Origin of the sequence: Pseudomonas sp. YL2 (genome assembly GCF_023063025.1) — a bacterium.
GTDB classification, from domain to species: domain Bacteria; phylum Pseudomonadota; class Gammaproteobacteria; order Pseudomonadales; family Pseudomonadaceae; genus Aquipseudomonas; species Aquipseudomonas putida_A.
This window is the reverse complement of record NZ_JAJSLU010000012.1, coordinates 186818-206672: the sequence shown is the minus strand read 5'-3', so window position 1 is coordinate 206672 and position 19855 is coordinate 186818. Positions and strand designations below refer to the sequence as shown.

Sequence of the window (19855 nt, the reverse complement as noted above, 5' to 3'; positions counted from 1 at the left end):
TATGCGAATACTGCTGATCAGACTGAATGCCATGCTGCGAGACGGCACAGAGTGGCGGTGACGAACGGTGGTAGTAAGACAGTTGCTCCCACAGTGGAACGGCGATGTGGCTTACAAAGTCGCAACAACCGTACTGATCGGGCTGTTCTAGACTCGGGTCCGCTCAATCACGAGCATCGCCCGGAGTGCGCCATGGAAGTGCCCGACAATAAAACCGCCATCGACAGCAATCGACAGGCGTGGAACGATTCTGCTCGTCATCACCGTGAGTCGGCGGAATGGCAAGCGCTGTTGAACGACGTATCAAAGGCTGATTTCTCCTGCCTCGATGACACCTTGCGCGGTCTGCTGGAACAGGTCGGCGTCGATGGCAAAGCGCTGATTCAACTCGGTTGCAACAATGGTCGCGAAAGCCTGTCGCTGTTCGCCCTCGGTGCGTGCAGTGTGGTCGGCGTCGATCAATCGGAGGCGTTTCTCGAACAGGCCCGTGAGTTGAACCAGCGCTCGCCGTACAAAGCCGAATTCATCGAAAGCGATATCCATCACCTGCCGGCTGCGCTGCACAGCCGCTTCGACGTCGCGCTGATCACCATCGGCGTGCTGAACTGGATGCCCGACATCGGCGAGTTCTTTCGCCATGTCGCGCTGACTCTCAAACCGGGCGGCAAACTGGTGATCTACGAAACCCATCCGTTTCTGGAAATGGTCGACCCCGACGCCGAAGACCCGTACCGCCTCACCAGCTCCTACTTCCGCGCCGAGCCATTCGTGCAGGAAGAACCGATCGTCTACGTCGGCAAGGTCGAGCAGCAGGCTGCCAAGTCATACTGGTTCGTACACACCCTCGGCGCGATCTTCAGCGGTGCCATCGCCGCCGGCCTGAACATCGCGCACTTCAAGGAGTATGCGCACTCGAACCGCGAAGAGGTGTATGACCAGTACCTGAATCAGCCAGCGCAGATGCCGCTGTGTTTCACCCTGGTCGCCAGCAAGGCCTGAAGCTTTCCATGGCTCCAACCGGCCTCATCGCTGGCAAGCCAGACTCCCACAGGTTTTTGGGTCTTGCTCAACGCCCTGTGGGAGCTGGCTTGCCAGCGAAGGCGTCGGCAAGATCTCAAGTCTGGCTGAAAGAATCAGAACCAACTTCGCCCGTTTGACCCATCTGAATGCTCGAGTAAGCCTGTGCCACATAGCCGATGGCTCGAAGATGGTGTCGTACACAAATCCACTGTAGGAGCGAGCCTGCTCGCGATGGCGGCCAAAGGGCCGCCAGCGCTTTTACGATTGAATCACGCCTGCGCCGGCGCACTCGCCACCGGCCGCGCAGGTTTGCGCAGGGGTTCCAGGCGTGAGCCGCCATAGCGGCTTTCGCGGTAGAAGCGCCAGCGGCCGAACAGGCCGTAGACGTGAGTGACGCGGCCCTGTTCGTGGTAGCCCATGCGGATGTGCAGTTTCAGCGCCAGGATGTTGTGGGTTTCGCAGACGTCGATGACTTTGTCGCAGCCTTGAGCCGCCATGGCTTCCCAGAGGGCGACTTGTACATCCATCAATCGAGTGCCGCGGCACCCCGTAAAAAATCCTTGTGCAAATCGGCATAGGACACCCGTGGCACACCCGGCAGCCGCTGCTCCAGCACGTGGCTCAGGGACTCTTCGGGGTTGAGGTAGGCATCACCGAAATCGCTGCCCAGCTGATTCGGGTGGGCAACGATTTCCAGCACACCGTCGTTCGGCGCGGGGTCGTTACGCAGATCCACTGGCGTGCACACATAGTCCGCCGTGGCTCCGGCCAGACTCTGCAAGCGCCAGTTGAGCAAACCTTTGAATATGCGTTTCGGCAGACTGAGGTTCTGCCCCAGGTTGCGCGCCAGGCGAATCGGCACGCCTTGATGGGCAGCAAAGCGCGCGACGATTTCGCCGATCGGCCAGATGTTGTGTACGTGCTGATGCGAGTCGATATGGCTAGGTCGCACGCCATGTTCGACGCAGCGCTGCCACTGCGCCTGCAACTCTTCACGCACCGCGTCGCGATCCTCACGTCCGAGCCACAGGCTGTGCCGTGGCAGGCTCAGGTCGAACACGCCGTGGCTATCGCAGAAGGTGCGACTGCGCAGGATCGAGGTGCTCAGGGGCCGCCCGTAGGTCAGGTTGAAATGCAACCCGACCCGACCTTGCAGCGACGGATGCCGGGCCATCGCGCAGGCTGCTTCGAACGCCGGCATGTTGGCCATGGCCGTGGCCGAGCTGATGACCCCGGCCTGAAACGCGGCGAAGATCGTCGCGTTTTCGTTCGGGCTCAAACCAAAATCGTCAGCGTTGACTATGACTTGGCGAGGCATGATCGCCCTCCGTGGTGATGACGACAGGTGTGGACGCCGATGCCGGTCTGGCCGCACGTCGCGCGCGCCATTGCTGCACCGTCGGTTTCAAGCGCTGCCAGAGGCGCAACCCCAGCCCCAGCAACATCCCGCTGGGGCGCCAGGAATAGAAACTCCAGCGCCAGTGTTCCAGTTGTCCGGTCATGCGTTCGTGCAGTTGGTGGCTGGAGTTTTCCAGACTGACCCGCGAGGCATCGATCCAGCGCCAGTGCTCATCCAGCCCCCAGCGAATCCATTCCTCCAGCAACACCCGGCCGCTGCCCAGATCGGCGTATTGCGGCAGGAACGCGAGGTTGTAATCGTAGAGTCGGCCCCGCTCCAGCAAGCCGAGGCGATAGCTGATGCAACGCCCGTTGAGTTCCAGCGTCACCACCCGCACCAGGCCCTGGCCGGCGAGGGCGGTGAAGGCGCGTTCGATCCATTGCCGACTGCGTTCGCTGGCAAAGATCCCTACGCCTTCGTCACCTTTCCAGCTCACCGCTTCGACTTCGCTGATCGCCCGCAACAGCGGACCCATGCTCAGCGCGTCGGGGCTGATGCGCCGCACCTGGGCGCCACACGCGGCAATCCGTTTGCGCGCCCGTCGCAGCTTGTAGCGCGGGTCGCCGGAGACCTCTTGGTGATCCGCGTCGCTGATCAGATGCACCGGCACCCGGCAACTGAGGCGGCGTTCGCCCGCAGAACTGTGGGCCATCCATTCGGTCAGGGCGCTTTCCTCACCCGCCGGCTCGGACAATTCGTTGAGTTGCAGCAGGGCGTGCGGCAGTTGTCGCCGGATCAGGTGCAAGGCTTCGCGCATGTCTTCGCCCTTGAGCAATGAAAGCAGCGCCAGCCGGTCCGCCAGCGGATAGCCCAAGTGGTGCAGTACACGAAACGGCACGCCGGCAAAGCGCTCACGGCCCGCTACCAGCGGCAGGCACAGGCGCAATTCGTCCGCTTCCCAACCGAGCAGGATGTGCAGGCGCTCACCCGCGCTCAGTGCCTGCTCTGCCGAGCACAACCAGCCCAGGTGGTTGAACGGCGTGTGATCGGTCACCCGCAAGCGCAGCGCCTCATAGGCGACTGCCGGAAAGTCGGCGGCGCACAGTGAAGTGCGCCATTCGAATCGCGCCGTCATGGGCTCAGGCCGCCGTGGCTGTGACAGGTGGACGGGACGGTTTGCGCAGCGCATCCAGCCGCGAGCCGCTGTAGCGGGTTTCGCGATAGAAGCGCCAGCGACCAAACAGAGTGTAGATGTTCATGATCCGGCCCTGCTCGGTATAACCCATGCGCAGGTGCAGTTTCAGCGCCGGGATGTTGTGGAACTCGCAGACGTCCACCACCTTGTCGCAGCCTTGCTCGGCCATGGCATTCCACAGTGCCAGTTGCACGTCCACCGACAGCTCGGTGCCCCAGAAGGCGCGGGTCAACTCGCCGCCGAATTCGAAAAACTCGCCAGGCTTCACCGGGAACATGCAACCGTAGTAGTGCCGGTCGAAATAGTCCCGCTTGCTGCCCCAGATAAAACCTACGGCATCGCCTTGTTCGTCCAGATACATGAGCCCGGTATGACCTTCGTTGGCCAACTCGGCCATGGTCCCGACACGGTCGCCGAAGTAGCGCGCGAAGGCGCTGGCGTTGTCGGCAGTGATCGTCACTGCCCTCACCGGTGGATACGGCTTGAGGTTGTGCGGCGGCACCGGGCTGACCAGATCGCGTTCCATCCACAGCAGCTCCTGATGGGAAAACACGAAGTGCTTCCACGCCTTGGCGAGGGTGACGCGCAGGCCTTTTTGTTTAATCTGTTGGCTGACTTTTTGCGCAATGCTCATGGTTTTTGCTCCTGATGATATGCAACGCGTGGCGTGCGGCTCGCGTGGCAGAACATGAATCGACGGTTCATGAAGGGGTCCAGCTGAGGGCGAACAAGGTCTGCCCCGGCAGCTCGAAACGTACGCGGCCGTCCTGGCAGAGAAACGGCGCGTCGCGGCTGCGGTTGTCCGCGCCGAAGTAATGCAATGCACCGTTATTCAGCGGGCACCGGGCGCCGTTCAATTCGATTTGCTGCAGACGCGTGCCCTTGTTTACGCCGAGCAGGCCGCGCTGGGTGTCGCTGGCCATCGCCAGCGCATCGACTTCAAAACCATCGTTCTCCAGCCACAGCACCTGATGCAGCCAGTGCTGCGCGATGAACTGCTGGGCCAGACCTACCGGTTTCAGCTCGAAACCCTCAGCGCCCATGAGCCGAATCATGCCCTTGGGGTATTCCGGTTCATCGGCGGCCTGAAACCAGTTGAGCATGCTCAGCAAACCGTCCTGCGAAGCGTTGATCACCACCGATGCCCACCACAGCGAGGCGTAGTGCGTCTCCTGATCGTAGGGGCTGAGGCTGGAACCACTGGACATATTGGTCTGATCCAGCAGCAAGGCTTTGCGCGGCTGGCCGTGGGCGTCGAGGCCGACCAGTTCGGCGGCGCGGCGCACGCTGTCGCGGTAGACCCGGGTGGCGAGCAGGTCGCGGATCATCCATTCGTGCCACGCCAGCGCGTCGATCTGCTCGGCGGATTCACCGAGCAAGCGCCGCGCCCAGTCGATGCCGCGCTTGTCTGCGGCGTTATCGGCGAACGGCCCGTTGACCAGTCGTGAACTGGCCGGCATGGCGATGCGCACCCCGGCCCTGGCATTCGCCGGATCGCTGCGCACTTGCCTGGCCATGCTGGCGAAAATCGCCCGGTATTGCTCGAAGCTCGAATAGTTGAGGTTCGGCTCATCGGCAAAACCGATGTAGTGCGTGCCTTTGCCGCCCAAGGCGCGGGTGCCGGCCAGCCATGCATCGAGGCCGCCATTGCTTTGCACGTCGGCACGCAGATCGGCTTGACGCTGGCTGCCGGCGAGCAGGGTGATGTCCTGACGGATACCGAAGCGCTCCTGATAAGCCTGGCGGAACGCATCCTCGAAGTGCGGATTTTTCGCCGTGACATCGACAAAGCTGTAGTAGCTGGCGGCGGTCGCTTTCAGCGCATCCAGCACCGCGTGACTACTGGCGGGTGGCATCACGTAGGGCAGGGCGATGCCCAGATCCGGGGTGCGGCCGAGGATTTTGTCATGCAGGGTCAGGTGGATCTGGCCGGACTCTTCGCGCACAGGTTTGAGTTGCTGCGGAGTTTGCGCAAACCGATTGGCCGTGCCGTCGAGCCAGAACGCCGCTTTGCCGCTGCCTTGCAGGCGCAGGCGCCAGACCTGTTCGCGCTCGCTGACCGGTAACGCCAGTTGATCGAACTGCCAGTAGGCGCGATAGGGTTTGAGCGTTAGCGTCAGTGGCTTATCGTCGCCGACCCGTTGCGCTTGCAGAGCATTCACTCCGCCATGGAACTTGCCGGCGAGTACCGCGTGTTCCCCCGGCGCGACCTTGAAATACAACTCGTCGCCGTTTTGCGTCTGCGCGCTGAAATGCACCTTGGCCGGTTCGAACAGCGCCACGGTGCGGTCGTCGTGTTCGACCCGGTAATTGCGGAAGCTGTAGCCGGGAATTTCCAGGCGATAACTGGCGGCACCCGGCTGCAAAGGCCAGCTCTGGGTGCCACGGGTTTCGCTGGCTTTGATCAAGCGCTCGCCGTGCAATTTGCCCTGGCCGTCGAGCAGGTACAGATGCTCTTCGTTGGCGTCGGCCTGCCACGCCGGGGTCCAGCGCACGGTGACGGTGTCCGGACGGTCGGTTTGCAGATACAGGCTGCCGTCGCGGATTTCTCCCCAGCGCATCGACGCGGCAAAGGCGTCCAGCGACAGGCCAAGACCGAGCAGCAGGATCAGGCCTTTCATGCGGCCTTCCGGTGCAGCATCTGCCACATCGGCGCGATGTCGCTGGGCAGGATGATCAGGGTTTGCCAGAACGCCACGCCGCTCAAACGGCAGTACAACACCAGCATCGCCACGGTCACGGCCAGGTAGGCAATCGACGATGCCGCCGCTGCGCCAACGATGCCGTAGGCCGGAATCAACACCAGGTTCAGCGCCAGATTGAGCAGGGCGCCCAGGCCCATCAGCAGCGACACCGTGCCGGGACGGTTTTTCCCCAGCAGGTCCAGACGCAGGATGCTCGCGTAGCACAGGCCGAGCAGCCCCGGCAGCAAGGCGAGCAGCGCCGGATACGCCGGTTGGTAGGCGATGCCGAACAGGGTGACGATCAGCCAGTTGCCGATCACTGCCATGCTCAGGCATGCGCCGAGCATCACCGTGGCGGTCAGGCGCAGGGCCAGCGGGGTGACCTTGTCCATGCCTTCGTCCTGTTGCAGCAGGCGCTTCATCAGCGGCGTGGTCACCGCTTCCGGGACGATCAGCAGCAGTTCGGCGGCGGCGCTGGCCATCGCGTAATGACCCAGCGCGGTGCTGCCGAGCAGGGCGCCGATGAACAGGTAATCCGAGCGCAGAATCACTTGCTGGAACAGCAGGTCCGGATGGCTGCGCGCGCTGTAGCGCAGCAGTTCGTTCTGGCTGGCGCGATCCCATTGCAGTTGCAGCGGTTGCGCGCGTTTCAGCCAGACCCAACCGGCCAGCACCACCAGGCTGATCCCGGCCAGCCAGCTGATCAGCGCAGCTTCCAGCGCCGCGCTTTTCCACATCCAGAACAGCGCGAGAAACAGCAGCAGCGGCGCCAGTGACTCAGTCAGGCGCAAGGCGTTGAACGCAACCACGCCACCGGAGGCGTTGTGCAGGGTCAGCAGGCCACTTTTCAGCACGGTCAGCGGCACCGCCAGCAGCAACAGCCACGCCAGCAGACCAAGCTGCACGGTGACATCCAGTTCACTGCCGAACTCACGGACCAGCGCCACCACCAGCAGGGTCAGCAGACCCGCGAGCAAGCAACCGAACACCAGCACCTGACTCAGCAGCAGGCCCATCGGCCGTTGCTTGGCGGCTTGATAACCGACGGCTGAATTCAACCCGCCACTGGTGGCGGCGCTGATCAGATCGGGCAGGGTGCTAAGCAGCGCGAACAACCCGCGTTCACTCGGCCCGAGGATCCGCGCCAGCAACACGTTGCGCAGCAAGCGCAGGGCGATCATCGCCAGCTTGGTGCCCATGCTCAGCGCCAAGTGTTTGAGATAGTGGCTGTGACTCATGGGCGGTTGCCACGAAAGATGCGCCACGACAGTAACTCCGGGTTGCGCGCAGTACGCTGGCTGACGCCGAAACGCGGCAGGTTCAGCGGATCGCCTTCACCGCGATAGATCCCGGTGCCGGTGCCCAGGGCAAACGGGTAAGCGTGTTCGGCAATCTGCTTGCGCACGCGATCGTCGTTGTTGCCGTTGGGGTAGCAATACACCGGCAACGGCCGGTTGCAGCCGTTGCTCAAGGCGTCGCGGCTGCGGCTGATTTCTTCGCTCAGGCGCACATCGTCCAGTTCAGTGAGGATCGCGTGGCTGGCGCCGTGCGGGCCGAAACGCACCAGCCCCGAAGCTTCCAGCGCGCGCACCTGATGCCAGTCCAGCGCTTGCGGCTGCGCTTCGGGCGGGCATTCGTCGGTCAGGCGTTCGAGCATCGCCGGTTCAAGGTTTTTCAGGCTTTGCAGGTAATGCAGCAGCGACAGGCTGCGGCGATCAACGTCGATGTCATCCACCAGCACCGGCACCGGGTGGTGGATTACGTGCAGACATTCGATCAAGTGCATGCGGGCCTTTTCGCCGTGGCTGCCCCACAGGGTTTCGCCGAGGCTTTCCCACCAGAAGCGCTGACGGCTGCCGATGAAATCGGTGGAGAGAAAAATGCTCGCTGGCACCTGATGTTTTTGCAGCAATGGGAACGCATTGACCGCGTTGTCGCGCCAGCCATCGTCGAAGGTCAGCGCCACCCTTGGGCGTTCGCTGCGCAGTGCGGTGGGCGTGAGGATGTCCATCAGCGGCACGCAATCGAAGTGCCGGCGCAGCCACACCAGCAGGTGTTCGAACGCCTTGGGCCCGACACACAGCTCATTGCGGTGCGGCAAGTCGGCGGCGCGGTCGTTGGCCAGCACCCGGTGCAGCATCAGGATCACCCCGGCGCCGTGCAACTGGTTTCGTCCCACGGGCGAGTTGAGGTAAAGCCAGCCACTGGTGCGTTTTATTAATTGTTTGATCGCCATGGCTTCGGTCCTCTCAACGGTTCTGTTCAGGGTTCCACTGGGCATATCGGTGGCCGCGCAGGAACTGCCACAGGCCGAGACTCATCCCGGCGAGGGTGACCAGCAGGAACGCGGCCAGACGAAACGGTTTGGGCAAGCGATGTTGCGAGTCCAGCAGTCCGGCCAGCGCAATGGCGTAGCCGAACAGTTGCGCGATCAGGGCCAGTCGATAGAAGCCGTGGTCGTCCCACAGCCAGAAGTTGCTCAGCAGCAGCGGCAGCAGGAGGATCGGTGCCAGGCGCCGGATCAGTTTGTGGCTGATCAGCGCCAGCGAATACAGGCCATGTTTGAGCGGGTTGAGCAGCTCACTGCGCTGGGCGAGGCTTTGCAGGCCACCGACGGTGACGCGTTGACGGCGGCGGAACTGTTTGTCCGCTTCGTCGACACCGTGGTCGATCACTTGCGCCTCGGGCACGTACACAATGCGCTTGAAGGCCACCGGTGCACAGGTGCTGAGAAAGAAGTCGTCGTTGACCTCCGCCGGCACCCTCTGGAACAGCTCGCGGCGCAGGGCGAGCAGGGCGCCGTCGGCCGAGACCATGCAGCCGGTGCGATTTTCCACCCGACGCAGCCAGCCTTCGTAATGCCGGTACAGGCTGTCGCCGACGCTGAGGCCGCCGCCGGTCACTGGAATCACCATGTGCCCGGCGCAGGCCCCGACGTTGGGGTCGCTGAGTGGGGCGAGCAGGTAGCCGAGGGTTTCCCGCGACCATTGGTTGTCGGCGTCGGTGAACACCAGAATATCGCCAGTCGCCAAGGCTACGCCGGCATTCAGCGTCGCGGCTTTGCCCTGGCGCGGCAGGTCGAGGACAGTGATGCGCGAATCAACCACTTTGTGCGCGCGGGCCACGGTGTCGTCGGTCGAGCCATCGCTGGCGAGAATGATCTGCAGCGTGGCCGGCTGGTAGTCCTGCGCCAGTAGCGTGCGCAACTTGTGCTCGATGTGCCGCGCCTCATTGTGCGCGGCAATCACGATGCTGATGTTCAGCGCTGGCGCCGGGCTGTGGCGCCAGGCCGGGAACAGCGGCGCCAGAACGGTCAGCAGCAGCGGGTAGCCGAGGTAGGCGTACACCGGCAGCAACAGGCACAGCCAGAAAATGAATTCAGCCACGGGCAGGCCTCCTGGCGTTCCAATGACACAGACTGAGAATGAACGCGGCGCCCGCCAGGTGCAGACGCACCCAGTGCAGGCCCCAGAGTTGCAGGGTCAGAACGACATTGTGGTGCCGAGCGCTCTGACGAATGCTCAGCACCAGTGCGGGCACCAGGGTCAGCGTCACCATGATTGCAGCGTGATGCGGAAAGCCGTCGAGCAAGGCCGAGAGGGTCAGAAAGTCCAGTATCCACACGCCAAGCGAGAGCAGCGGAAAACGCAGCAGACGCAGGCTGAACCCATGGGTGCGCAGCAGTTGCAAGTGACTGCCTTGCCGCCACATTTCCTTGCCCATCCACTCCCGCCAGTTCATTTCGTAGCCCCAGTGCAGGGCCACGCTGCTGTTCACCGACAGCAGCCGCGCGCCTTGTTCGTGCAGGCGCAGGGTGAACTCTTTGTCTTCGCCGGTGCGCAGGTGTTCGTTGAAACCACCGACCTTGTCGAACCAGTGCCGGCGCATCAGCAGGTTGCAACTGGGCAGCCAATCCACCGTATGCGATGCCTGGCTCGGCGGGCGCAGGGTGCGGCGTTGCCAGGCGGTGGCGTACCACGGCGCGGCAGCGGGGGTGTGCAGGTCGAGGCCGAACACGTCGGCCTGACCCTCGGCTTGCAGCTCGAACAAGGGCTTGAGCCAGTCTTCGGGCATTTCGACGTCGGCATCAATGAACGCGATCCACTCGCCGCTTGCCAGCAGCGCACCGCGATTGCGCAGCGCGCCGATCAGCAGGCCCGGCAGCACCAGCACCTGTGCACCGAACTGGCGGGCGATGTGCGGGCCGTCGTCGTTCGAGCCGTTGTCGACCACGATCAACTCGCAGTCGACCTCGGCTGCATGTGCGGCTTTTTGCGCGGCCAGCAGCGTGCGGCCAATGTGCCGCGCCTCGTTGAACATCGGGATGATGATGCTGATCCGGCTCATGGTCTGGCCTCGGTCAGTGGCGCCTGTTCGGCTTTGAGGCGCAGGACGCTGGTCAGCGCGAGCATGATCCACACGTATTTCTGGTTCGGCGCGCTGAGGAACATCAGGAACAGGGTCAGCGACAGGAAGCTCACGCCGAGGTGGGTCATCAGATTTGCCTGTTGCCAATCGCGCCGCAGCATCCACGCGGCGCGTGCGCGAATCAGGTTGTACAGGCCCAGGCCGAGCATGCCGACGAACAGCAGGCCGGCAGGAATCCCCAGTTCACTGAAGATTTCCAGGTAGGTGTTGTGCGCACGGCGGTACAGGTCGCCGATCTTGCGGTTGGCGGAAAACGCCTTGGCGTAGCCGGTGGTCGCGTAGTGCAGCGGGAAGGTGCCGGGGCCGGAGCCGAGCAACGGGTTCTCGCGGATCATCTGGCCGCCGACCACGATGTACGAGGCGCGGCGGCCGAGGGATTCGTCCTGTGCCTTGGAGCCGGCGCTGAGAATACTCAGCGACTGAATGCGCGCGACGTAGCCGGCGGGCATCGCGTAGATCGCCAGCGGAATCACGATCGCCGCACCGAGCATGGCGAACCCCAGGTGCCGTGGACGGATCCGGGTGAGTTGCGCGCGGTAGTGCCAGCAGCCGATCAACAGACTCAAGGCCACTACCACCAGCCCGGAGCGCGATTCGGTCTTGGTCATGCCACCGAGCAGCAGCAGGCAGCAAGCGCCCCAGAACAACCGGTGCAGCAGGTTTGGCCCACGAATCACCAGCAGCAGCGCCAACGGAATGGCGAAGGCGATCAGCAAGGCAAACGCGTTGGGGTCTTCCAGAAGACCGGCAGCGCGCCCCTGATCCTGGAATTTGACCGAAAACATCGCCATTGCGCAGGTCGTGCTGACGCTCAGGGTCACCAGTCGGGCGAACAGGTCGAGATTCAGTTCACGGCCAATCAACAGGGTAATGACAAACAGGATCAGCCCGACGCTCAGTTCGCGCAGGTGTCCCAGCGACATGCCCACGTCATCGGTGTTGAGCAGGCTGAGGAAATACAGGATTAGAAACCACAGCAGAAACCGCCAGATATTGCTGCGCAGACGCTCGGACGGAATCTGATGCATGGCCAGTTGCAGCATCACGATCACCGCCAGCGAGGCGCCGATCAGTTTGCTTCCGGACAGTGCACTGTCCTTGAAGAAACCTTCAAACGGTACCAGCGCGGCAATGCCCAGCAGGCCCCAGGTTGGCTTGCGGTACAGCACCGTGAACCCCACAAGACCAATGACCGCACCCGGTGCGAGAAATGGATAAGGGCTGGCGAGCAGACCGATGCAAACCAGACCGAGCAGCGTGACGATCGAGAGCGGGAAAATCATGCGCGTGCCTCCCGTGCCGTGCGGATGTACAGCTGCGACCAGCGTTCGGCCAGGGCCTTGAGGTCGTAGCGATCCTGTTGCGTACGCTTTGCGTTGTCGCACAAATGCCGGGCCAGCTTCGGCTCGCTCAACAGGTTGTCGAGCTGACGGGCGAGGTCGGCGCTGTCGGCGGGTGTCGCCAGCAGACCGTTATGCCGGTGCTCGAGCACATCGGGAATGCCGCCGACGGCGAACGCCACCACCGGCACGCCGCTCTGCATCGCTTCGAGCAGAATCATCGGCGTGCCTTCGGTGCGCGAGCTGATCACCAGCGCATCCAGGCGCTGCCACCACGGTTGCATGGCGGTCTGGTAGCCGGGCAGACGAATCCGTTGCTGCAAACCTGCGGCGTCGATCCGCGCCTGCAGCGCCTCGCGTTCCGGGCCGTCGCCGAGCATCACCGCGTCCAGTTGCGGATGCTGGTGACACAGCGGAATCAGCGCATCGAGAAACAGGTCCGGACCTTTCTCGCTGCTCAGGCGCCCGACGTAACCGGCCAGCCAGCGCTGGCGGTCAACGGTGCTGACCAGCGCGTCGGCGGCGGGCAATCCGTTGGGGATCACCTGCAGTTTGTCCGCCTGCACGCTGGCCTGACGGTGCAGCACGGCAATGCTCTCGGCCACGCACACCACCCGATCCACCGACGCCGTGCGGCACAACTGCAGACTCAGCCAGGTGTAGAACTTCTGTTTGCGGCTGCGCGGGGTGAAGCCGTGTTGGGTAATGACCAGCGGCAAACGCAACAGCGTCGCGCCGACCCAGCCGAACAACAGCCCTTTGAAGTTGTGCGTATTGATCAGCGGCCGTTCGCTGCGCCGGGCCCGCAGGTGGCGCAATAGCTCACCCAGCCCGGCACAGCCACGGCAGTCCACCCCGGCCTCGCGAAAGCGCGCGATCAACGCCGGCGGCGCATCGAGAAACAGCACCTGGTGCTGCCCCGGTGTCGCCAGGCAGTGATCGAGCAGCATGCGCTCGGCCCCATAGAAGCCGCCGCTGCTGAGCAAATGAATGATCGGCAGCGCGGCGTTCGGGGTGGACAGCGTGTTCAATTGCGCACCCAGTGCACGAAGCTTGGCACGGTCCAGTTCTTGTGCGGATTGCTCGGCAGCACGTTTTCGTCGTTGATCACCAGCAACACCGGCAGGCCCAGTTCGTGGGTGATTTGCGCCGGGTGTTTGAAACGGTGATCGAAGAACTCACGCACATAGACCAGGGCAATCGCCAGCAGCAGACCGGTGAACAGCCCGAACGGAATGATCAGCAGCGGTTTGGGGAACGCCGGCTCGGTCGGCTCGAACGGCGGGCTGAGCACCTTGGCGTTCGACAGGTCGTCGTTGAGCGAACCGGCGGTGCTGCTTTCGGCGAAGCGTTGCGCATAGGTCGAGAACGCCGTGTGCAGCGCGTCGATTTCCGTGTCCATCTGCCGCAGCTTGCTCTGGGTCTGTTGCAAGGTGTGGATGCGGTTCTTGAACTCGGCGATGCGCGCGGTTTTCTGATTGATCACCTGTTGCACCACGGCCAGGTCGTTGGTGCGTTCCTGAATGCGGTTGCTCACCACTTTGAGGAACTGCTGGCGGGTGCGGGCGATCTGTTCGCGGGTCAGCAGCATCGGCTCGCTGCCGGGCTGGAACACCGCGAGGTCATTCATGTAGCGGCTGACCTGGGTGGTCAGTTGCTCGCCCAACTGTTTGATTTCCCGATCCTCGAACGCCACGTTATCGACGGTGGTGGTGAAGGTGAAGGGGAAGGTGTAGTCGTTGAGCTTGTTGCTGCTGGCGGCCGTCAGCGCGGTTTTCAGGTATTCGAGCCAGCGCTGGCTCTGTAGCAGACGATCCTGGTACAGGTTCAGGGCTTGCTCTTCGGTGTTGATCGCGTTCAGGCGGAAGGTGATTTCTTCCTTCGGATCGGACGAAGCAACACTTTCCAGCAGCGCCTGCCGATTACCTTCCAGCCCGTCGAGACGCACCTGATACAGGTGCTTCTTGGTTTCGTAGAAGGATTGCGGCAAGTCGATCGATTGCAGCGCCTGACGGCTGCCCAGATAGTTCTGCAGCAGAGTGGCGACGAACGTCGTGCCCTGATGCGGATCGGGGAAGCTGTAGACGATCGAGATCACGTTGGAGCCGGGCAGGGTCTCGATCTTCAGGCTGTTGATCGCATCTTGCGTCAGGCCGTCGAGCACGGTGTCACGCACCGGATCGGTTTGCAGCCCGAGCATGTTGCGCAGCGGGTTGATCAGGTACTGCCGCAGCGGCGACGTGACATAGCGGCGGAACGGTTCGCTCACCAGTTTGGCGAACACGCCCACCGGCGGGTTGTACTCGCCCTTGTCGCGCAGCTCGCTGATGGTCTGGCGGATCAGCGCCGGGGACCGCAGGATGTTGCTTTCGGTTTCCATGTCCGCCAGCGACGGCGGAATGAAGGTGGCGTTATCGACCGTCAGTGACGTGGTGGCGTCACCCTGGGAGAGTTTTTTCGACTGCACGATCACCTGAGCGGTGATATCGAAGCTCTGTTTGAGCACCAGCGGCAGCAGCAACGCGATGACTGCAAAGATCAGGAAGACCCGTTTCACCAATTGCTTGTTGGCGAAGAAGATCCTGAAGAACTCATGCAGGTAGTTTTCCTTTGGATTCATGATCGGTCACCTGAGAGTCAGTTGTTGTTACTGTCTTTGTTGTCGACGCGGTAGCCGAAGCTGAAGCCCACGCCCTGGAACAGCACCACGTCCGCCAGTTGCCGAGCCAGCTCACCGGCACTCGCCAGTTTGGTTTTTGGCACAAACAGCATGTCGTCCGGTTGCAGGTAGGCGATCTGCGACGCATCGCCCGACAGGGCTTTTTCCACGTCGTAGTGCACGGCCTGCACCTGGTTGCCGTTGCGCCGCATGATCACCACCGAGTCGAGGCGCGCCTTGACATTGGTGCCGCGCGCCAGGGTCAGCGCTTCAAGCACCGACACTGGACGGCGGATCGGGTAGGAACCCGGTTGGCCGACTTCGCCGAGCACGTAGATCTCGTTGCCGGCGGTGGACTTGAGCATCACATCGACGCTCATCCGCCCCGGCAATTGCGCGTACTTCTGGTTGAGGAAAGTTTCCAGTTGGTTGATGGTCATGCCTTGCAGCGGCACCGCGCCGATTTCCGGAAAACTCGCATAACCGTCATTGCCCACGGTGATCTCGCGGCTCATGCCGGTGGCCGGGTGATTCAGTGCGCTTTTCAGGTTCTGCTCATTGGTCAGCGGGCTGATGACCTGCACCGTCAACTGATTGCGGTTGGGCTGGAACAGCTGTTTGCGCTGGTAGGCACGCTGGATTTCATCGCGCGCCTCATCGGCGGTCAGGCCGGCGATTTTCACCGAGGTGTTGGCGCCGGGCAGGTTGATGGTGCCGTCGGGCAGCACCAACTGGTTGCCATTGAGCTGGCTGGCGGCGGTGAAGTTCAGGCCGATCTGGTCACCCGACTGCACGCGGTAGGCGTCCGAGCCGCTGGTGCTGATGTGGAAGATCACATCCAGCACGTCTTGCGGGCGCAAGGTCTGCTCGATCTTCGGCATGTCGGTGGCCTGGGCGTTAGCCGGGGTGGCGGTGAGAATGTTCACCGGCATGTTCTGGGTTTCGGAATTGCTCGAGCAGCCTGCAAGCGGCAGCATCAGCAGAACCAGTATCTTGGCGTTCATGGCGTCATCCCTCGCGTTTGCTTACAGGTTTTTGTAGAGCCACTTGGGCATGTAGTACTTGCGCCGGTTGAACACGCTGCCGACCACCTTCGCGCCGGCCTGGGTCAGGCGTTGCACGGCGGCCTGGGCGACTTCCCAGCGGGTGTCTTCGGCGCGCACCACGAACACCACGCCATCGACCTGAGTGGCGAGCACCAGCGTGTCGGCGGCGGAATACACCGCGTCACCGTCGATCACCACGAAGCGGTACTGGGTGCCAAGTCGGTCGAGCAGCGGGCTCAGGCGCTCGGCGGTCAGGTGTTCCAGAGTGCGGATCGGCCGGCCGTTGGGCAGCACATGGAAAGGCAGGCTCGAGACTTGCACCACGCAGTCCTGCAACAGCGGCGGGTTGTCCGGGTTGAACAGCAGGTCGCGCAGGCCGCGCTCCTTGCCCAGGTTCAATTGCTGCGTGAGGTTGCCCGCCGACTGGCTGGCATCGACCAGCAACACCTGGCCGCTGCTCATCTGCGCCAGTTGGCTGGCCAGCGCCAGCGCGCTGGTGGTGGTGCCCGCGCCGGGGTTGGCGGCGGTCAGGAACAGGATCCGCAGATCCAGATCCAGCACGGTCGAAATCAGGTTCGATTCGCTGGGGTTGGCAATACTCAGGCTTTTGTTGGTTGAACCGTCCATTAGCTTGCTCCGTGGCCGCTGAATACTTTGAAGGGGGTTTTCAACAAGATCTTCAGATCAAGCAAAAGGCTTTGCTCGGCGATATAGCTGAGGTCCAACTCAACGCGCTGGTCGAAGTCGATGTTGCTGCGCCCGGAGATCTGCCACAGGCCGGTCATGCCGGGGTAGATGCTCAGGCGCGCAAGGTGGTTGTCCTTGTAGCGGTAGGCGTTGAACGAAGTCGGCCGTGGGCCGACCAGGCGCATGTCACCGCTGACCACGTTGAACAGGTTGGGCAGTTCATCGAGGCTGGTACGCCGCAGGAAACCGCCGATGCCGGTGATGCGTGGATCCTTGTCGATCTTGAAGTCGATGGCGTCGACCCCGTGCTTGTTGAGGTGGCGCAGCGATTCCTTCAGCTCTTCGGCGTTGCAGACCATGGTGCGGAACTTGTACATGCCGAAAGTGCGGCCGCGATAACCGGTGCGTTTCTGCACGAACATCACCGGGCCCGGGCTGGTGAATTTGATGGCCAGTGCCAGGCCCAGCAGCAGCGGCGAAAACGCCGCCAGCAGCACCAGCGCACCGAAGCAGGCGAGCACCCGGTTGGTGCGTGACAGCGTCCATGGCCGGCCGCCGTCGCGGCCGGTCAGCCAGCCCCGGCCCTGCCGGTGAATGGCGCTATCGAGGCGCATTCGGTGCTCGGGATCCATGCGCTTGTCGCGGCGCATCTGATTGATCGGTACACCTTGTTCATGTCCAGTCATGGGGTCCTCCGCTGATGTTCAGCCGCGAGCGGCGCGTGGGCGATAGGCAGTGGGGTAGTAGTCGCGAAACCAGGCGATGAAACGCCCCAGTCCTTCATCCAGCTCGATCCGGGGCTGGAACCCGGTGGCCTGGGCCAGATCATCGGTCTCGGCACAGGTGTTGAGCACATCGCCCGGTTGCAGGGGCAAAAGCTCGACAATGGCTTTCTGGCCGAGGTGTTTTTCCATCAGTGCCAGATAGGTTTTCAGCTCCACCGGGTGGTGGCCGCCGATGTTGAACAGACACCACGGCGCCATGCTGCTGCCCGCGTCGGGGTGTTCGCGATCCCACTCCGGGTGGCTGTGCGGCGGATGGTCGGTGAGGCGCGCGATGCTTTCGACGATGTCGTCTATATAAGTGAAATCGCGCTGGTGCTCGCCGTAGTTGAACAGCTTCAGCGGTGTGCCTTCGGTGATCGCCCGAGCGAACTGGATCGGCGACATGTCGGGCCGACCCCATGGCCCGTACACGGTGAAAAAGCGCAGACCGGTGCTGGGAATGCCGAACAGATGGCTGTAACTGTGGGCCATCAGCTCGTTGGCTTTTTTGGTCGCGGCGTACAGCGACAGCGGGTGATTCACCCCGTCATGCACCGAATACGGCGTGTGCTGGTTGGCGCCATACACCGAGCTCGACGAGGCGTAGATCAAGTGCTCCACCGGATGGTGGCGGCAGCCTTCGAGAATATTCAGGAAACCGCAGAGGTTACTGTCGAGGTAGGCCTTCGGATTTTCCAGCGAGTAGCGCACCCCGGCCTGCGCCGCGAGGTGGATCACCACTTGCGGTTGCTCGCGGACAAACAGCGCTTCAATCGCGGCGGCATCGGCCAGATCGATCCGCGCCAGCGGGAAATGCCCGACCTGATCGCGCACCCATTGCACCCGATCGTGTTTCAGTTGCGGGTCGTAATAGCCGTTGAAGTTATCCAGGCCGACCACCGCATGCCCGTCGCGCATCAGCCGCAACACGCAATGGGCGCCAATGAAGCCGGCTGCGCCGGTGACCAGGATTTTCATGGGCGCAGTCCTTCCGGAGCAATGTGGCGCAGGCCGATGCCGCTGTAATGCAGACCGGCGGCGGCCACGTGTTCCGGGTTGTAGAGGTTGCGACCGTCGACAATCACTTTCGAGCGCAGCTTGCTCGCCAGCAGCTCGAAATCCACTACGCGAAAATTCTTCCACTCGGTGCAGATCACCAGCGCATCGGCATCTTCCAGGGTGTCGTCCCGGGTGGCGCACAGGTGCAGGTCGTTGCGATAGCCGTACAGGCGCCGGCATTCGGACATGGCTTCCGGATCGTAGGCCTGCACGCTGGCGCCTTCGGCCCACAGCGCGTCCATCAGGTAGCGGCTGGGGGCTTCGCGCATGTCATCGGTATTGGGTTTGAACGCCAGGCCCCAAATCGCAATCGACTTGCCGGCCAGACCCTGCGGAAACTGCGCCTTGAGTTTGCCGAAGAGGATGTGCCGCTGGCTGTCGTTGACGTCGGTGACGCTGCGCAGCAATTTCAGCGGCATGCCGTTGTGTTCGGCGGTGTGCAGCAGGGCGCGCAGATCCTTGGGGAAGCATGAACCGCCGAAGCCGCAACCGGGGTAAATGAAGTGGTAGCCGATGCGCGGGTCGGAGCCGATGCCTTTGCGCACCGCTTCGATGTCGGCGCCGAGCAGTTCGGTGAGGTTGGCCAGTTCGTTCATGAAGCTGATGCGCGTGGCGAGCATGGCGTTGGCCGCGTACTTGGTCAGTTCGGCGCTGCGGTTGTCCATGAACATCAGTTTTTCGTGGTTACGGCAGAACGGCGCGTACAGCTCGCTCATCTGTTCGCGGGCTTCGTCATCGCGGGTGCCGACGATGATCCGGTCCGGGCGCATGCAATCGGCGAGGGCGCTGCCTTCCTTGAGGAATTCGGGATTGGACACCACGCGGACCTTGAGGGCACTTTTGCCGCGACGGAGCAACTCTTCGCTGGCCTTGGCGGCGACCTGGTCGGCCGTGCCGACCGGCACCGTGGACTTGATGATCAGGGTGCGATCGGCCTCCATGTGCGAGGCGATCTCCCGAGCCACGTTCAGCACATGGGTCAGGTCGGCGGAACCGTCTTCATCGGCCGGCGTGCCCACGGCGATGAAAATCAGCTCGGCATGCTCCACCGCGTCGCTGGCCTGAGTGCTAAAGAGCAAGCGGCCGGCCTTGATGTTTTCTTCGAGGGTGCTGGAAAGACCAGGCTCACTAATAGGTGGCACAGCTTGTTGCAGTTGCTTGATCTTGTTGGGGTCAATATCGACACATAAAACCCGATGCCCTACATCTGCAAGTGCGGCGGCTTGAATTAATCCGACATAGCCGGTGCCAAATACGCTCACGTCCATCTGCGCACCCTCGATAGAGCGAAAAGAAGAAGTTCGGAAGAAGACTGTAAAAGGGGTATAGCGCAGGGTTTGGAAAGCGTGTCAGCAAAATGACATGTTGCACCTGTATAACACTTGAGCGCTTTTTGGCGATTGGCCATCAAGTCATTGCTGCGATTGGATTTGTTGTTTTTTTGCAGATTTGTTCAGATTTAAAATAAGCGATAAACGGTTGTAAGTCTTTAATTTAAAGGCTTCTAGCGTTTGGTGTGTGTCAGATTTGAGTCACCGGTTTTTTGACGCTTTCTAAAGAAAACAGTCAATTCTTGCGCTTTGATGGCTGGGTGCTAGTGTCAGGTTCTGACCGACAAACCTTTGACTCCCTGC

At 62.3% G+C, this 19855-nt stretch carries 17 protein-coding genes and 1 pseudogene; 1 reads left to right on the top strand and 17 read right to left on the bottom strand.

From position 1 onward, the window contains the following. Nucleotides 1-192: 192 nt before the first annotated feature. Entirely contained in the window at nt 193-999 is an 807-nt protein-coding gene (locus LVD08_RS18425) for a class I SAM-dependent methyltransferase (RefSeq protein ID WP_247268877.1), read from the top strand. Nucleotides 1000-1289: 290 nt separating this feature from the next. Here LVD08_RS18425 and LVD08_RS18420 read toward each other — a convergent pair. From LVD08_RS18420 to LVD08_RS18340, 17 genes and pseudogenes are all read right to left on the bottom strand, one after another. Next, nucleotides 1290-1547: pseudogene (locus LVD08_RS18420) on the bottom strand (N-acetyltransferase); the annotation flags it as partial. Further along, nucleotides 1547-2338 (bottom strand): ChbG/HpnK family deacetylase, encoded by a 792-nt coding sequence (locus LVD08_RS18415; RefSeq protein ID WP_247268876.1) that lies wholly within the window; start codon nt 2336-2338, stop codon nt 1547-1549. The pseudogene LVD08_RS18420 and the gene LVD08_RS18415, both read right to left, overlap by 1 nt. Further along, nucleotides 2310-3494: a GNAT family N-acetyltransferase gene (locus LVD08_RS18410; RefSeq protein ID WP_247268875.1), complete on the bottom strand. Its 1185-nt coding sequence runs from the start codon at nt 3492-3494 to the stop codon at nt 2310-2312. Before LVD08_RS18410 ends, LVD08_RS18415 begins: the two co-directional genes overlap by 29 nt. A gap of 4 nt (nt 3495-3498) precedes the next feature. After that, nucleotides 3499-4188, bottom strand: coding sequence for a GNAT family N-acetyltransferase (locus tag LVD08_RS18405; RefSeq protein WP_047293345.1), 690 nt, complete (start codon nt 4186-4188; stop codon nt 3499-3501). A gap of 67 nt (nt 4189-4255) precedes the next feature. Then, nucleotides 4256-6175: a hypothetical protein gene (locus LVD08_RS18400; protein WP_247268874.1), complete on the bottom strand. Its 1920-nt coding sequence runs from the start codon at nt 6173-6175 to the stop codon at nt 4256-4258. Further along, nucleotides 6172-7476: a lipopolysaccharide biosynthesis protein gene (locus tag LVD08_RS18395; RefSeq protein WP_247268873.1), complete on the bottom strand. Its 1305-nt coding sequence runs from the start codon at nt 7474-7476 to the stop codon at nt 6172-6174. Before LVD08_RS18395 ends, LVD08_RS18400 begins: the two co-directional genes overlap by 4 nt. Continuing rightward, a complete protein-coding gene (locus LVD08_RS18390; protein WP_247268872.1) occupies nt 7473-8474 on the bottom strand; it encodes a polysaccharide deacetylase family protein in 1002 nt (333 codons plus the stop codon). The genes LVD08_RS18395 and LVD08_RS18390 overlap by 4 nt, the downstream gene beginning before the upstream one ends. Before the next feature lie 13 nt (nt 8475-8487). Continuing rightward, on the bottom strand, nt 8488-9624 hold the full coding sequence (locus LVD08_RS18385; RefSeq protein ID WP_247268871.1) for a glycosyltransferase family 2 protein: 1137 nt from the start codon (nt 9622-9624) through the stop codon (nt 8488-8490). Next, nucleotides 9617-10585 carry a glycosyltransferase gene (locus tag LVD08_RS18380; protein WP_247268870.1) on the bottom strand — a complete coding sequence of 323 codons (969 nt, stop codon included), beginning with the start codon at nt 10583-10585 and terminating at the stop codon, nt 9617-9619. The genes LVD08_RS18385 and LVD08_RS18380 overlap by 8 nt, the downstream gene beginning before the upstream one ends. Then, entirely contained in the window at nt 10582-11949 is a 1368-nt protein-coding gene (locus tag LVD08_RS18375; RefSeq protein WP_247268869.1) for an O-antigen ligase family protein, read from the bottom strand. The genes LVD08_RS18380 and LVD08_RS18375 overlap by 4 nt, the downstream gene beginning before the upstream one ends. Continuing rightward, nucleotides 11946-13037, bottom strand: a complete 1092-nt coding sequence (locus LVD08_RS18370; RefSeq protein ID WP_134786783.1) for a glycosyltransferase family 4 protein — start codon at nt 13035-13037, stop codon at nt 11946-11948. The genes LVD08_RS18375 and LVD08_RS18370 overlap by 4 nt, the downstream gene beginning before the upstream one ends. After that, entirely contained in the window at nt 13034-14626 is a 1593-nt protein-coding gene (locus LVD08_RS18365; protein ID WP_097088755.1) for a GumC family protein, read from the bottom strand. The genes LVD08_RS18370 and LVD08_RS18365 overlap by 4 nt, the downstream gene beginning before the upstream one ends. A 17-nt stretch (nt 14627-14643) precedes the next feature. Continuing rightward, complete coding sequence (locus LVD08_RS18360) at nt 14644-15669, bottom strand: polysaccharide biosynthesis/export family protein (RefSeq protein WP_103367654.1); 1026 nt, start codon at nt 15667-15669, stop codon at nt 14644-14646. A gap of 21 nt (nt 15670-15690) precedes the next feature. Further along, nucleotides 15691-16338 carry a CpsD/CapB family tyrosine-protein kinase gene (locus LVD08_RS18355; protein ID WP_007961335.1) on the bottom strand — a complete coding sequence of 216 codons (648 nt, stop codon included), beginning with the start codon at nt 16336-16338 and terminating at the stop codon, nt 15691-15693. Next, nucleotides 16338-17084, bottom strand: a complete 747-nt coding sequence (locus tag LVD08_RS18350) for a sugar transferase (RefSeq protein WP_247268868.1) — start codon at nt 17082-17084, stop codon at nt 16338-16340. Before LVD08_RS18350 ends, LVD08_RS18355 begins: the two co-directional genes overlap by 1 nt. 18 nt (nt 17085-17102) lie before the next feature. After that, nucleotides 17103-18140 carry an NAD-dependent epimerase gene (locus tag LVD08_RS18345; RefSeq protein ID WP_097088761.1) on the bottom strand — a complete coding sequence of 346 codons (1038 nt, stop codon included), beginning with the start codon at nt 18138-18140 and terminating at the stop codon, nt 17103-17105. Continuing rightward, entirely contained in the window at nt 18137-19489 is a 1353-nt protein-coding gene (locus LVD08_RS18340) for a UDP-glucose dehydrogenase family protein (RefSeq protein ID WP_096796216.1), read from the bottom strand. The genes LVD08_RS18345 and LVD08_RS18340 overlap by 4 nt, the downstream gene beginning before the upstream one ends. Nucleotides 19490-19855 lie beyond the last annotated feature (366 nt).